This is a genomic window from Amedibacterium intestinale (genome assembly GCF_010537335.1).
GTDB classification, from domain to species: Bacteria; Bacillota_I; Bacilli_A; order Erysipelotrichales; family Erysipelotrichaceae; genus Amedibacterium; species Amedibacterium intestinale.
In genome coordinates this window covers 2,231,247-2,246,547 of record NZ_AP019711.1, presented here as the reverse complement: position 1 = coordinate 2,246,547, position 15,301 = coordinate 2,231,247, and the positions used below count along the sequence as shown (strand labels likewise).

The 15,301-nt window shown below is 28.7% G+C and carries 15 protein-coding genes; all 15 read right to left on the bottom strand.

All coding sequences use genetic code 11. The annotated features are described in order from the left end of the window. Positions 1 to 111: 111 nt before the first annotated feature. The gene (locus A9CBEGH2_RS11175) at positions 112 to 1,611 is read right to left on the bottom strand and encodes an LCP family protein (RefSeq protein WP_115715855.1); all 1,500 of its coding nucleotides are present in this window, start codon (positions 1,609 to 1,611) and stop codon (positions 112 to 114) included. A 118-nt stretch (positions 1,612 to 1,729) separates the two neighbouring features. Then, positions 1,730 to 2,173: an IS200/IS605 family transposase gene (gene tnpA, locus A9CBEGH2_RS11170; RefSeq protein ID WP_115715856.1), complete on the bottom strand. Its 444-nt coding sequence runs from the start codon at positions 2,171 to 2,173 to the stop codon at positions 1,730 to 1,732. Between the two features lie 172 nt (positions 2,174 to 2,345). After that, complete coding sequence (locus A9CBEGH2_RS11165; RefSeq protein WP_115715857.1) at positions 2,346 to 3,578, bottom strand: nucleotide sugar dehydrogenase; 1,233 nt, start codon at positions 3,576 to 3,578, stop codon at positions 2,346 to 2,348. 13 nt (positions 3,579 to 3,591) lie between these two features. Beyond that, positions 3,592 to 4,680: a GDP-mannose 4,6-dehydratase gene (locus A9CBEGH2_RS11160; protein WP_115715858.1), complete on the bottom strand. Its 1,089-nt coding sequence runs from the start codon at positions 4,678 to 4,680 to the stop codon at positions 3,592 to 3,594. Continuing rightward, positions 4,677 to 6,170 carry a lipopolysaccharide biosynthesis protein gene (locus A9CBEGH2_RS11155; RefSeq protein ID WP_115715859.1) on the bottom strand — a complete coding sequence of 498 codons (1,494 nt, stop codon included), beginning with the start codon at positions 6,168 to 6,170 and terminating at the stop codon, positions 4,677 to 4,679. The genes A9CBEGH2_RS11160 and A9CBEGH2_RS11155 overlap by 4 nt, the downstream gene beginning before the upstream one ends. A 6-nt stretch (positions 6,171 to 6,176) precedes the next feature. Next, positions 6,177 to 7,130 (bottom strand): N(5)-(carboxyethyl)ornithine synthase, encoded by a 954-nt coding sequence (locus A9CBEGH2_RS11150; RefSeq protein ID WP_115715860.1) that lies wholly within the window; start codon positions 7,128 to 7,130, stop codon positions 6,177 to 6,179. A 12-nt stretch (positions 7,131 to 7,142) separates the two neighbouring features. Next, the gene (locus A9CBEGH2_RS11145; RefSeq protein ID WP_115715861.1) at positions 7,143 to 8,003 is read right to left on the bottom strand and encodes an ATP-grasp fold amidoligase family protein; all 861 of its coding nucleotides are present in this window, start codon (positions 8,001 to 8,003) and stop codon (positions 7,143 to 7,145) included. Between the two features lie 135 nt (positions 8,004 to 8,138). Further along, positions 8,139 to 9,200 carry a glycosyltransferase gene (locus A9CBEGH2_RS11140; protein WP_115715862.1) on the bottom strand — a complete coding sequence of 354 codons (1,062 nt, stop codon included), beginning with the start codon at positions 9,198 to 9,200 and terminating at the stop codon, positions 8,139 to 8,141. A gap of 25 nt (positions 9,201 to 9,225) precedes the next feature. Continuing rightward, positions 9,226 to 10,362 (bottom strand): EpsG family protein, encoded by a 1,137-nt coding sequence (locus A9CBEGH2_RS11135; RefSeq protein WP_115715863.1) that lies wholly within the window; start codon positions 10,360 to 10,362, stop codon positions 9,226 to 9,228. Then, a complete protein-coding gene (locus A9CBEGH2_RS11130) occupies positions 10,362 to 11,399 on the bottom strand; it encodes a glycosyltransferase (protein ID WP_115715864.1) in 1,038 nt (345 codons plus the stop codon). Before A9CBEGH2_RS11130 ends, A9CBEGH2_RS11135 begins: the two co-directional genes overlap by 1 nt. A gap of 30 nt (positions 11,400 to 11,429) precedes the next feature. Further along, complete coding sequence (locus A9CBEGH2_RS11125; protein ID WP_178085863.1) at positions 11,430 to 12,572, bottom strand: glycosyltransferase; 1,143 nt, start codon at positions 12,570 to 12,572, stop codon at positions 11,430 to 11,432. Next, a complete protein-coding gene (locus A9CBEGH2_RS11120; RefSeq protein WP_115715865.1) occupies positions 12,562 to 13,347 on the bottom strand; it encodes an NAD-dependent epimerase/dehydratase family protein in 786 nt (261 codons plus the stop codon). Before A9CBEGH2_RS11120 ends, A9CBEGH2_RS11125 begins: the two co-directional genes overlap by 11 nt. Then, positions 13,347 to 13,961, bottom strand: a complete 615-nt coding sequence (locus A9CBEGH2_RS11115) for a sugar transferase (protein WP_115715866.1) — start codon at positions 13,959 to 13,961, stop codon at positions 13,347 to 13,349. Before A9CBEGH2_RS11115 ends, A9CBEGH2_RS11120 begins: the two co-directional genes overlap by 1 nt. Positions 13,962 to 13,976: 15 nt before the next feature. Next, positions 13,977 to 14,489: a PglD-related sugar-binding protein gene (locus tag A9CBEGH2_RS11110; protein WP_115715867.1), complete on the bottom strand. Its 513-nt coding sequence runs from the start codon at positions 14,487 to 14,489 to the stop codon at positions 13,977 to 13,979. A gap of 32 nt (positions 14,490 to 14,521) precedes the next feature. Next, a complete protein-coding gene (gene loaP, locus A9CBEGH2_RS11105) occupies positions 14,522 to 15,037 on the bottom strand; it encodes an antiterminator LoaP (RefSeq protein ID WP_115715868.1) in 516 nt (171 codons plus the stop codon). Positions 15,038 to 15,301 lie beyond the last annotated feature (264 nt).

Sequence of the window (15,301 nt, the reverse complement as noted above, 5' to 3'; positions counted from 1 at the left end):
TATTTAAAAATATATCGCTTATATAGTATCACAATTAATTAACTCTAACAACGTTACCTCCAGAAAATAAAAAAAAGATGACCTATCCTCATAAATAGGTCACCTAGAGTATTATCCAGCTTTAGATACCAATTGATTTTGATAAGCTACATCTTCATCAGTAATTAATTCACCAGAATCAATTTTATCAATTAATTTCTTAGCATTTTCTACAGTTGCTTCATTGGGAACCATAACATAAGAATTAAATCCATTAGCTGGAGAGTACAGAGTTGCCCCACTACCACTAACCTGAATTTGCTTAATGTCCCAACCCTTCATATCATTTAATTGCTGCTTAATAAAGTCTGTCATTTCTTTTTGACTCATATTTGTTTGAAAACTTCCACTTACCGCATTCATGATACTAGAATAGTTTGTAATAATAGAAGGAGAAATAGCTTTATTAATTATCGCTTCAAATGCCCTCATTTGGTTTCTACTACGCTCCCTGTCTCCATCTGGTAAATTTTTTCTTTCGCGAACAAACATCAGTGTCTCATATCCATTTAAATTATTATCACCTTTTTGTATTTGAAGTCCTGCTGATGTTGTAAATGCAAATGGTGCATTAATTGTAATTCCACCCAGTGCATCTACTATATCTACTACACTTGAGAAATTAACACGTGCATAATAATTCAAATCAATACCCATAAAATTTTCTACAGAACTGATTGTACATTCAACACCATAAATACCTGTATGTGTCAATTTATCGGATTGATTTCCTTGACAAGTTTGTGGCACATAAAAATCACGAGGAATTCCTGTCATTAGTATTTGATGAGTTTTCGGATTTATAGTAACAATCATATTCACATCAGAACGGGAAATTGTTGTAATAGTACCATATGTATCCATACCTGTAATATACACATTAAATGGATCTTTTGTTACATCGACATTTTTACTTATATCTTTTGCCTCACTTTTATATGTATATTGTTTAACAACCCTTGTTTTTTGGTCAAAGTCAGAATGATTATCCTCAAACATTCCACGTGATCCTTCATTTAACAAGATTGCATCTACTTTCCCTTCATATAAATCATCACCAAAATCTTTATATGAATTATATTTAGCTGTAGTTGGCTCATTGCCTAAATCTTTCTTCAAGTCTGACATTGCCTTATCTTGTGTTTCTATATCACCTACACTCATTATCCCCAATTTTTTTTCATTTAAATCATTAACTTTTTCTATAGAACTATCTTTCATGACGACAATAGAAACAACTGAAATATCTTTCCTTGTCGTCATCCTACTAAAAGCAGAACCTGTTGAATACAAATACCAATTTCCAAAACCTAAAAGAACAGATAATATAATAATTAATATCTTACCTAAGACTTTATTAATCTTATTTATATGCCTTCCCATTTGTAAATAGTACATACCTAACGATAATAATATTATTATTACAATAATAGGAATTAGAAATTTCATTGGTAGCAAATTAACTGTTAGTATTTGAACAATAAAAGCTATTGTTAATAGTAAATACAGCAACACAAAATAAAATCCTGAACTTTTAAATATACTTTTATTTCCTGATTTCTTTTTTGTCATAAAGAATTTTCTCCTTTCTACTCTACATATAATCAACCAAATAAAACAAACTACCCCGGGGCAGAGCCCCGTAAATGCGTTCCGTCGCATTTGCTGCGGGGTATTCTGGATTAGGCGCTTACACATGCAAATACAGTTGTTTATATTCATCTTGTTTGCCTTGATTTTGAACATACCTCTGTACTGCTTTTTCACTTGTGTGCTTTCCTACACTGGATACATAGTATCCCTCTCTCCAAAATGAGCCTCCCCACAACTGTTTCTTCACTTCTGGACATTCCGCAAATATGCGTTTCGCTGTTATACTTTTTATCGTTGTGATTACCTTTGCTGGACTATAATTCGGTGTGGATTGAACCAAAAAATGTACATGATCCTTATCTGTCCCTATTTCAAGGAATTTTATCCAATCATATCTTTCTTCAATCCCCACGCATATTTGCTTCAAATGCTCATCTACATTTTCGTTTATTACCACGCGACGATACTTTGTTGGGCAAACAAAATGAAAGACAATATCTGAAACATTATGAGAATTACGAATTATTGTACTTTCGCCCATGTGTAATCACCCCTAGCGTTATTATATAACGCTAGGCACTACGCCGCAAGCAGCGGGGCAATGCCCAGAAGTTCTATCGTGACATCTAGTCACCTTAGAACTTATTATAAATCAAAAATATTCTTAGTCATTCATTTTTTTCTTACAATCCATTAATGTTTTTAAAATAAAATTAATCTCTTCTAAATAAATCTCTTGTATATACTTTTTCTTCTACATCATCTAAGCAGGAATCATAACGATTTGCAATTATTGCATTTGATATTTTCTTAAATTCATCTAAATCATTCACTACTTTACTTCCAAAGAATGTACTTCCATCTTCCAAAGTAGGCTCATAAATAATAACTGTTGCACCTTTTGCTTTCACACGTTTCATCACTCCTTGGATAGAAGACTGTCTGAAATTATCGCTGTTTGATTTCATTGTTAATCGATATACTCCAATGACTACTTCTTTCTCTTTTCTAGAGTCGTAATTATCATTTGCTTCATATGCTCCGGCAATCTCTAAAACTCTATCCGCAATATAATCTTTACGTGTACGATTTGATTCAACAATTGCACTCATCATATTTTGGGGTACATCTTCATAGTTTGCCAATAACTGTTTTGTATCTTTTGGTAAACAGTATCCACCATAACCAAAAGAAGGGTTATTATAATGAGAACCAATTCTTGGATCTAAACATACACCATCAATGATTTCCTGTGTATTTAATCCTTTCATTTCTGCATAGGTGTCTAATTCATTAAAATAAGATACTCGTAATGCTAAATATGTATTTGCAAACAGTTTAACAGCTTCTGCCTCCGTAAATCCCATGAATAATGTAGGAATATCTTTTTTGATTGCTCCTTCCTGTAATAAAGAAGCAAATGTATGAGAAGCCTTTACTAATCTTTCATCATTTTCATCTGTACTTACGATAATACGTGATGGATACAAGTTATCATATAAAGCCTTTGACTCACGCAAGAATTCAGGACTGAAAATAATATTCTTACTTCCTGTTTTTTCACGAATGGAATTTGTATATCCAACTGGAATCGTAGATTTAATAACCATGATTGCATTTGGATTATATTCCATTACCAGTGAGATAACACTTTCTACTGCACTTGTATCAAAGAAATTTTTCTTTGAATCATAATTCGTTGGAGCAGCAATTATAACAAAATCTGCATCACTATAGGCTTCTTTCGCATCTAATGTTGCTTTTAAGTTTAATTCTTTCGTTGCCAAGTATTCTTCAATTTCTTTATCCTGAATAGGTGATTTACGATTATTTATCATTTCTACCTTTTCAGGAATAATATCAACAGCAACTACTTCATTATGCTGTGATAATAATGTTGCTATACTTAACCCTACATAACCTGTTCCTGCTACTGCTATTTTCATATCATTCATCCCCTTATTTTTTTAAATAAAATTCTTTATACCACTCTGCAAATCTACGTAAACCATCACGTAAACTTGTGTTTGGTTTAAATCCAAAATCTCTTTCCAATGGTGTTGTATCTGCATACGTTACAGGTACATCCCCCGGCTGCATTGGCACCAATTTCTTATGAGATTCAAAATCATAATCTTTTGGTAACACTCCTGCACGAATCAATTCTTCCTGTAAGATTGTAACAAAATCTAATAAATTCTCTGGATTACTATTTCCGATATTGTATACTGCATATGGTGGTAGAGGCAATCCATCTTCTCCGTTCTTTCTTTCTGGAGCTTTCTGCATTACAAGTTTAACACCTTCAACAATATCATCAATATATGTAAAATCACGTTTACAGTTTCCATAGTTAAATATTTCAATTGTTTCATTATTTAACAATTTATTCGTAAATCCAAAGTATGCCATATCAGGACGTCCTGCTGGACCATATACCGTAAAAAAACGAAGTCCTGTAGAAGGAATGTTATATAATTTACTATAAGCGTGAGCTAACAGTTCATTACTTTTCTTTGTTGCTGCATATAAAGATACCGGATTATCTACTTTATCATCTGTAGAATATGGTACTTTCTTATTAGAACCATATACAGAAGATGAAGAAGCATAAACTAAATGTTCAACACCACTTGCCCCATTATCATAAGAATGACGACATGCTTCAAGTATGTTATAGAAACCAATTAAATTAGATTCTACATAAGCATCTGGATTTGTAATAGAGTAACGAACACCTGCCTGTGCTGCCAAGTTAACAACAATAGATGGTTTATACTCATAAAAGATTTTATCAATAAGTCCTTTATCTGCAATAGAACCTTTAATAAAAGTCCAGTTGCTTTCAGGATGTTCTTTTTCTAATGCCTCTATCTTCTTTAAACGATATTCTTTTATAGAAACATCATAATAATCATTCATATTATCTATCCCAATTATAGATACTGGTAAAATTGTTTTTAATAAGTCTGTTACCAGATTGGAACCAATAAAACCAGCTGCACCCGTTACTAATATTACTTTATTTCTTAAATCATTCTTTTTCATTTCTTCCCTCTTTTCAAAACCATATTTTTAATATGATTCTTATAAAAAATCATATTAAAAAACATAAATACAATGAATACTACCAAAACTACCTTTATTGCTAAAAAAATCCATGATACATACGATAATGACTCAAGTACGAATGTCTTACAAAGATAAAAAGATATAATGAAAATCATGCCATCCAACATCATATGCTTAATATAGTACTTTACAGAACGATTTAAAATATTTCTAGATATATATTTAACGTAATAAATCGTTCTATAACACATTGCAACAATCGTTCCGATAGCAACCCCAATCAAAGAAAAATTTTTAACCAGCACAATTGAAATCAATATATTTAATAACATTTCTACAATTGCACTTGTCTGCGTTTCTTTAAAATGTCCTGCAGCTAAAACAATCATGCTGTATGGTAATCTTAAACAATAAAACATATGGCTTATTGTTAGTAAAATACCGAACCATGGTAAATTATAGTTTGCATCATTTATTCCTTCCGTATACACAAGAACAAAAGGAACAATTAATATAGCAGTTGAGGTAAAAAGTATTGTAATAACACTATGTAAAATCCATTCAACTTTTTCATAAAAATCATTTAATAATTGAAAGTCTTCTTTAACAATTAATGCTCCAAATTTTGATTGAATCCCAGCTGTTAATGATACTACTATATTTCTTACACCTAATACAACCAAGGAATATACATTATATATTGATACACTACTTAAACTTGAGAAAAATGTTAAGACCAAAACATCTGTATTTTGTAAAACTACTGATGCTAAATGTTGCGCTATACCATTCCATTTTTGCTTAATTGGCTCTTCAGAATACTTACAATTAAATTTTACATTGTATATTTTCCTTACATAAATAGACATGACTACAGGTCTTATTAAAAAAATAATTGAAGTAGTTAATTTTACAATCTGAATACTTGCATCAAATTTCATCATTAATACAACACCACATAGTGTATTTAATATTAATGTACCTATTTGTAGTATAATTGGAATATAATTCTTCTGATCTGCTTCTAATAAAGTTTGATTTACAATTCCAAAATAATATTGTGAGATTAAACTTATTGACATTGCTAAAATTAAAGAAGCTGTATATAACCAATCAAATTTTCCACTAAAATACATCGGATAAAAACAGCACAATCCAATTAAATACAATAAAAAAATCAATATTATTTTATTGAAAAATTTTTTTGCGGAAGTCATTATTGTATCTATCTTATATTTATCTTTTTCTGCTAACGGTTTATAAAGCGCTGCTTTAACAACAGCACTTATTCCCAAATCCATTAATGAAATAAATCCTAAAAACTGAGTAATAGAAGTTACTAATCCATTTACCTCCGAGCCATAGGTAACTAAAAAACATCTAGGTAAGATAAAAGCACAAATAATACTAATGATTTGATATGAAAAAGAACTTAAAGTATTTAAAAACAGTTTCTTATCTTTCATATTTCATTATCTTTTTTGAAAAATATTTATCCTATTATCTATGATTTTGCCCTTTTCAATTATTAATGCGTTCTTTAATGTTATATTTTCATTTCCTTCTATCATATCATCAATATATTTTACAACCGCTTCCGAAATCCCTCTACTCGCATATTTATAAACAAGTGATGGGGTATGATCAACAACATAATGTAGTACTCCATTTACTTCATATATAGGATTTTCTATTGTTGTTGGTTTACTTGATTCTACTGCACCATTTGCATCACAACTAATATCTATTATCAGAGAATTTTTTTTCATTCTTTTTAAATCAGAAGTATAAATTATATGATCTTCTCTTGTAGTATCCCAAAGTAATGCGTTTACAATAACATCGTACTCCTCAATCTTATCACGTAGTAAACTTTCCATATGCTTATTATAAATAGTAACATCTGCACCCAAAGAAATTAATATTTTTAAAGCCCCAGTTGCAACATTTCCTCTACCGATTAGTGCTACTTTTTTATTATTTGGAACATCACCCACACATTGAAATGCATGTGAAACTGCAGCTTCTCCAGCAATTTCATTATTCTTCCAAAATACATGCCGTCCCTTTTCAAACATGTCTTCCCACGCATATGCTGTCAAATTAGAATTCAATATTTTATCTGTAATATCTCTATTTTGTACAGCATGAATCCATCCAAAAATCTTTTGATTACTCAAGCAATTTAAGTATTCTGAATCTCCAATTTTAGGATCACAAACAATATTCTGTTTCAAAGCTTCTTCCCTAGTAACAATATTAGCCCCTGCTTTAATGTATTCTTCATCACTATACCCTAAGCACTTACCATATCCAACTTCAAAATATAAATACTTTTTATTTTTTATTTTACAAATATCTTCTGGTATTAAAGCTCTTCTATTTTCATGTTCTTTTTGACTTATTACAAATCCTATAGTATCCATTTATTTTCCTCCTTAAATTTTTATTAGATTTCCCAATGCAATATCGGCTTCAGGTAGAATATTTGCATCATATCCTCCCTGAGGATAAAATGTATACTCTCCAAAATAAATCTTATTATTCACGCAATATAAATCAATTCTTACAAATGGAAATCCCTTTGATAACCTAGATGCTATCTCAAACATTTCATCCATTAATGCAGGTTTCTCTATTTTAAAGTCATCAGGAAGAGATAATGAAGATTTATTATATTTTTTTAACTGCCAATCTTTATTAAAAAAATAAAACTTTGTATTTCCCGTATGACGATCTACGCATACCATTACATTATCAACATATCCATCAAAACACATAAATTTATAATCTGTCAATTCTCCATGTTCATCTGCCATGTATTTTTCTGCCAATATTTTTGGTTCTACATATTTATACGGTCTCTCTCTCCAATAATAAAAATACTCTCTTTTCAATCTTTCATCAAAGTAACGCTTAACATATTCTTTATCTAACTTTTCTTTATCTCTGCAAACAATTACACTTCCTGAATCATGATTACATTTTAATACAAATTGATTTGGTAACTCATCATAGTTAATCTCATTTGGATTTTTCCACACGCCTAACAAAGGAAATAATAAATTTTCATCAAAATTTTTAGATATATAGTCTCTAACGGCGACTTTATCAACCAAGATACTATAAATTGAATTTTTATCATATAATTTCAACCACTGCAATTTTTCATTAAAAGTGATAGGCTTTTTTAATGGCAATTTCTGTTTCATCATATATCGATAAACTAGCTGTAAATATAGCTTATCAGGTATTTTCTTACTTATACTAAAAACTCTTTTTTTTAAAAAATCATTCATACTTATACATAATTACATGACGGATGTAATTATTTCCTCCTTTTTTGCTTAAACGTTAAATTGAAAAAATTAAATAGTATTATAATATCTAATATATTTTTTAATACATCGCTTTAAATTATTTAGCAAAATCAATTAATTCTTCATAATCTGATCAATATAATTTTTCCATTCTTTAGTGATTATATCATTTTTAAACTTAATTGATTTATTTTTATTGTACAGTGATAATTCCTTTAATTTTTGCTTATCATTAGCATATTTAAGAATCAAATCTTTTAGCATTTCTTTATCATTTACTCTACAAAGAGTTTCTTTTTTCATTAACTCCCTTGGTCCACCACATGGACAATCTGTACTAATGCAAGGAACCCCCAAAGCCATTGCTTCCATTAACGAATTAGGCATACCTTCGTAATCAGACGTCATGATATACATCTTATACTTACTTAATTCATTTTCTATATTTTGTACATTTCCCATTAGAAAAACTCTATTATTTAAATTTAATTTTTCGACTAATTTTTTTAATTCAAATTCCAATTCTCCTGCGCCATAGATAAATAAATTATCTGTTATTTTATCAGATATTTCTGCAAAAGCTTCAATTAATAATTTATGGTTTTTTTGTTTAGAAAGCCTTCCTACAGCAACAATATTTTCTGGATTATCATTAGTCTTTGTATCATAAAAAACCTGCTTTACAGGATTATAAATAACCCTTGATCTACTTTGGATCATCTTTGGAAACCATTTTTTTGCTTCTTTTGTTTGAAAAACTATTCCATTTGATGTAACAAATAAAGATTTTGCTAATATTTTAAATAACAAATTGCCATATTCTTTATTCGGATCATTTCTTATTGAAATAATAGTTTTCGTTCCCATAAATGCCTTCGCTAATAATAGCCTAAAATTTGGTTCTGCCATAAATGAAATTGCGATATCCGGCTTTTCTTTTTTTAAATATTTTCTTAATAATTTAATTCTCGCAAAATTTTTTTCAAAAAAACCTTTATAAGAATTATCATCCAAATAAATATGCTTAATAGATGAATTCAGCTCATATTCATTATTGGTTCTAAAAGAATTGACTAAAACTACATCATTTTCTAATGATAACTCATTAGCTAAATTCGCCATCACTCTTTCTGCACCACCATTACTTAATACATTAATATAAAACAATATTTTCACATTTTCACCTCCATTATCTATAGATTTAACCCTTTATAGATTCATTAATTAATACAATATTATATTTAAATAACATTTCATAATTTTTTACTTGACCTGAATCATTAAAAATTAGTAAATAACTAAAATATAGTAAAAAAACAAATAAGACAATGAAATTAGTCAAAAATTTATATTTTTTTATAAAAGAAAGAGAGTTAGGTATATAAATAATCATAAAAAATTGAAAATAAAGTGCTAGTCTATTTAATAAACTAAAATGAACAGTAAATAATTGAATTACCACTCCTACTACTACCAACACAAAAAATGCATCAAATTTTTTTAAATCATATCCATTCTTTTTACCAATATAGAGCGAGAATAGCAATATAATCAACATAAAAATCAACAAATTAAGCCCTTCTCCAAATACTATCTTATCGCTATAGAACGGATAGAAGTTCATTATAAAAAAATTTAATATCGGATTAGCTAAAACAAAAAGAATAGATAATGCTATACAAATAAATTTAATATATTTAATAATTATATCCCAATAAGATTTTAATAATTTAACAATTAAAAATACTATTGCTGTTTTGTGAAATAAAAATGCAATAAATACAAATGTATAGAATTTAGCATCCTCACTTTCAATCAAAAAGTGTAGTGCTATTATTATCATACTTAGTGCCATATATTGTCTAATAATTACAAAAGATTGGGTGTAATAGCCAAGCAAAATAAAAAGCAACATACTCATTAATTCATCTTTAGAATATTTATATATCATAAAACAAACTGGTATATTAACAAACAAACTACAACTTAATTTGAATGCAAAATCTGAATCACTAATAATACTTACCATTTTATTAAATAAAATATATCCAGTTTCATAAAAGCCATTATACATCTCGCTTGATAAGAAATGATCAAGTGATAGACCACTACTAATTATATCAATCATGGATTTATTTTTACTAGATTCAAAGATTTGTAAATAAACATCCATGTCTGCTCCAATACTATTACTTCTAAATGATGAGATTATTATTAACAAAATACATGAAATTAAAACGAATACCATTTTTTTATTAAAATCAAGCTTATACTGTATCTTATTAATTATCATATAAATAATTAATAACGTCACAATCAATAAATAATAAATTTGCATTAGTATTCTCCATATATTTCAGAGTATATTAATTTTAATTTTCTTCCATATTCACCATATTCATCTTTTTCATTATTTTTAATATACACACTCATCTCAGCTCTTTTTTTTTCGTCATTAAGAATAGTATTCATTTTTTCTATAAAATCTTGATCCGTCTTACATATGAATCCGTTATGGTTCTCTTTTATTATATCCATTAATCCATCTGTTGGAGTAGAAATAATCGGCTTTCCACACGCCAATGATTCTAATGCTACCATTGGAATTCCTTCTGATATCGATGTCATAACTAACGCTTTAGAATTTAACAAATAATACAGAGGCTCTTTCTTAAACCCAACAAGATCAATATTTATTTTCTTCGACTCTATTAAAGTCTTACATTCTAATTCCAACGTACCACTACCCACCATACAAGCTTTAATTTTAGGATGTTTTTTTTGCATCATATAAATTAAGTTTATAAAACGAATAGGGTTCTTTACTTCTTCAAGTCTTCCAATAAACGAAAAGTCATAATAAGGGGCGCTATCAATATTTTTAATTCTATTTAAAATCTGTTTCGTATCTATTTGATTTTCTAATAATATTCCTTTTTTATCTAATATTTTTTTAAACAAGAATTCGTTATATATACTTTTTGAAACATAAATAATTCTATTAAATCGTAAGCTTGCAAAATAATAAATAATGGATCTAACGGATAAATATCCCATATCTTTAAACTTTCCATGTATATGTGAAACTATAGGAATTTTCCCTGTGCAAATAGCTGCATAAAATGATGCTCTAATATCATGAGCATGTATTATATCTGGTTCACAACGATTGATTGCTTTCTTAACTTCCTGTAAACTAAATTTATCCAGACCGATATAGTTAATATTCTCTTCCTCTAACTTATTTTTGATGCTACCAACTGGTGAACAATAATAACATTCATATTCATTTTTACTTATGTTAATTAAGTTAATACAGACATTTTCTGCACCTGATAAACTTCCCGTAGTTAAAATATGTAAAATTTTTTTCATAATTTCTTATTTTATAGCTGGTCCTTTCTTCTAATAATCTATATATATTTTTTTCATTATTTCCATAATATTTTTTTTATCAAAATACAAAGATTTATTCTTATTAAACCCCTTCTTTATTTTAATATCTACCTTATCTATTAGTGACTCTGTAAACAAATTTACTGGTAATACAAAACCGCCCTTTCCATTTTCTATTAAATCATTATTACCCCTAATATCGCTAACCAAACAAGGTAAGTCACATGCCATCGCCTCCATTAAAGCAACTGATAATCCTTCTCTTTTCGATGGAAAAACAAAGATATCACATGACTTCATTACACTTATTACATCACTTCTATACCCTAATAAATGCAATCTATCCTCAACACCAAGATTTCTAGCAGTATCTATTATTTCCTGTTGCAATTTTCCAACACCGCATATTAAATAATGATATTTTTTATCTAAATATGGCAAAGCTTTTATAACAGAAATATGATTTTTATTATCATTTAGTTCACCAACAGAAAGTAATAATTTTGATTCTTTTGGAATATGGAGTTTTCGGATTAATTCATCTCTTTTTCCAGTTATCAAGCCAATCCTTTCAGTATCAATTCCAACTCCTGGTACGTATACTACTTTTCCTCCTTGCTTAAGTTTAAATTTTTTTGCTGCTGTATAATCTTCTTTATTTATTGTAATAAGTACATCTGTAAATCGTGCTCCATATTTTTCAATACTTTTAAAAATAAAATTTTTTATAAAACTATTCCCTTCAAAGAAATGGAATCCATGGGCAGTATATATCATTTTTGAATCTTTATAAATTTCACTATTTTTATAAGATATTCTAGTAATTAATCCTGCAATCGGTGTATGTGTATGAATCAATGTATATTTTTTTTTATTGAGCAATTTCTTCATTTCTTTATAAGATTTTATAATTGATTTTAAATCAATTATCCTTCGAGTAAAATTTATTTGATTAATTGTAATACTCTCATTATCAAGTAATTTCTTAAATTTATTTAATTCATCTTCTGAAATTACATCAAATGTTTTAAAATTTGTTGCTACCTCTACTTTATATCCTAATTCTTTTAAAATCCTAATATCATTCATCAAAAAAGATTTAATCATATATGGTGTCGTTGTAGTAATTAATACTGTCTTCTTATTTCCCATATTTCAGATCTCCAAAACACTTTGTAACTAACGTCACTTTCCCAATCATTAATTTAATAATCGGATTGAATAACGGAAGATAAATAACTTTTATTCCTTCCTGATCCATTTTTTCTCTAACAATATCATAAGTGCACATATATTTATCATTTTGTGGTAAATATAAACCACTTTTTTCTTCATCAATGTATTCTTTAATAAATGCTACTAACCTTTCAACAGTGATGGAACTTCTCTCATTTTTTATTGTCGGAAAAATATGAAATTTTCTAACCGCATTAAATAATTTTGTTAAATTTCCTGGTGAGTTATCACCATATACCATTGGTGGTCTTACTATACATACTTTAAAAGTATCATTTTCTAATTTTTTTATACCTTTCTCAGCTTGATACTTACTTATACCATAATAAGTATTAGGATTACATTTTGTACTAACTGTGATTAATTCATTACTATAATTTAGTCCATACACACTCATGGAACTCATAAAGATGAATTGTTGTACACCAGATTCTTTTGCTTTTTTAGCTACTTCTATTACTAAATCTCTATTTACTTTATAATAAAGTTCTTCATTTTCTTTAACTTCTTTTATATGTGCAATTCCAGCCACATGATATACAACATCAAAATCAGAAAAATCAAAATCTTTCCAAGAACCATCTACCATATCTAATTCTTCTACATAATAATTTTGTGGTTCTTTTTCCAAATACTCTTTAAAATGAGTACCTATATAACTTCCTTTTCCAGTTATAAGGATTCGTTTCATTAAGCTTCCTCCTCCTTATGCATTTCACCCGTTCCTCCTTCTACTACTCCATCGTGTTTTAAAACAGATGTAATAGTTCCAAGGAAACATTTACAATCAAATAGAAAACTCATTTTCTTTACATATTCTCCATCCAGTGCAGCTTTAACATCAATTTCTAGTTCATCTCTTCCGCTAATCTGTGCCAGCCCTGTAAGTCCTGGTTTAATAGAAGAAGCACCATTCTTATCTCTTAACTCATTTAAATCATACTGATTTGGCAAACTTGGTCTAGGCCCAATAACAGCCATATCTCCTTTTAAGATATTAAACAACTGAGGAAGTTCATCTAAACTTGTTTTTCTCATAAATTTACCAACACTTGTAATATACTGATCAGGATTTGATAACATATGCGTTGGTACATCTTTAGGAGTATCAATTCTCATACTTCTAAATTTAAAAATTTTAAACCTTACATTATCTTTTCCCATTCTTTCCTGCTTAAATAATACAGGACCAGGTGATGTTACTTTAATAATGATTGCTAAAACAAGCAAAACTGGTGATAACACCACTATTCCTATTAAGCTTAATAAAAAATCAATTACCCTCTTTAAACAATTTTTATACATCTATTTACCTCTCCACTAACTTTCTACTATACTTCCACTTTTTAATACAGTTAATTCTTTAATTGTAACCACTGGTCGCACAACACAATTCGCATATATCAGAACAAAATCCTCAACTACTGCGTTATGATGAACTACTGAATTGGAAGAAATAATAACTCCACTACCAATATCAGCTTCAATTTCAACAGTTGCATTTGGGAATACAACAATTCCTTCACCAAGTTTACAATACTGTGAAACGACTGCACTTGGATCAATTAAATTTACAAGCTGAAAACCAAGTTGTTTAAGTTCTTCTGTAATTTGTTTTCTAATCAAATTATTTCCAATAGCTACAAATGCACTATCGTAGTTTTCTCTTAAGTTACTTAAATCTGATTGTTTACCTGCAACCTTTTTATTTAACACTTGTATCTCATCTGTTCCATCATCTACAAAATCAATCTTATCAAAGCAGTTCATTCTACTTGCTATTTCATAACAGCATTTCCCATGTCCTCCTGCTCCAATTATCAAAAGATTCATGAAATCCCTCCAAAATAAAAGCAAGTCTCTTTTTACTGACACTTGCTGATAATTTCTAATCCAACTTTTGCTATTGTTTCTTTATTGAACATACTGAGCTGAAGATAGGCTATTCTTTTATGACGATCGATCTTTATGATGAGCCCTTCTTTCCCCTGCAATGGTCCTTCTGTAACAAAGATTTTATCTCCCTGTATAAAACCAGTCGACATATCTACTGTATAATTTTTATCTGCGAATGATTTAATAAAGACTATTTCATCTTCATCTAAGCAGCATATTTCTGCTTTTTTCCTACCTATAATTTTTGTAAAATCTGGAATCTTCTTTAATTCTACATTAAGTTCTTCAATATGATCAGAAATCATAAAAATATATCCCTTAAACAAAATGTCTTTCACATCATGCCATTTCCCCAGATATTTTTTTTGACAAACATATTCCGGCGTAAAACAGTCTATCAAAAGTTCCTTTGATATTCTTTTTTTACATTTCTCAATAATTGCCTTTTCATGTCCACTTCGCACTTGAATAACATACCAGTTCACAAAATCCCTCCAAAAAGGTAGGCTCCGCCTATCAAATCAATGGATTTGACTATTTTCTTAATGACCATGCAATCGTGACAAACGTGACAAAGCAACGATTCATCTCTCAGCATTACTTTCAATTTCTATAGCTAAATGCAAAAAAGAAAGAATAATTAGTCTCTTTTTACCGAATCTATAATACTACAAAAGCATATACATTGCAATAACGCATACAAAGTGAATAATGCCTAACCTTTGGTTTTTATTAAAAAATATCATATT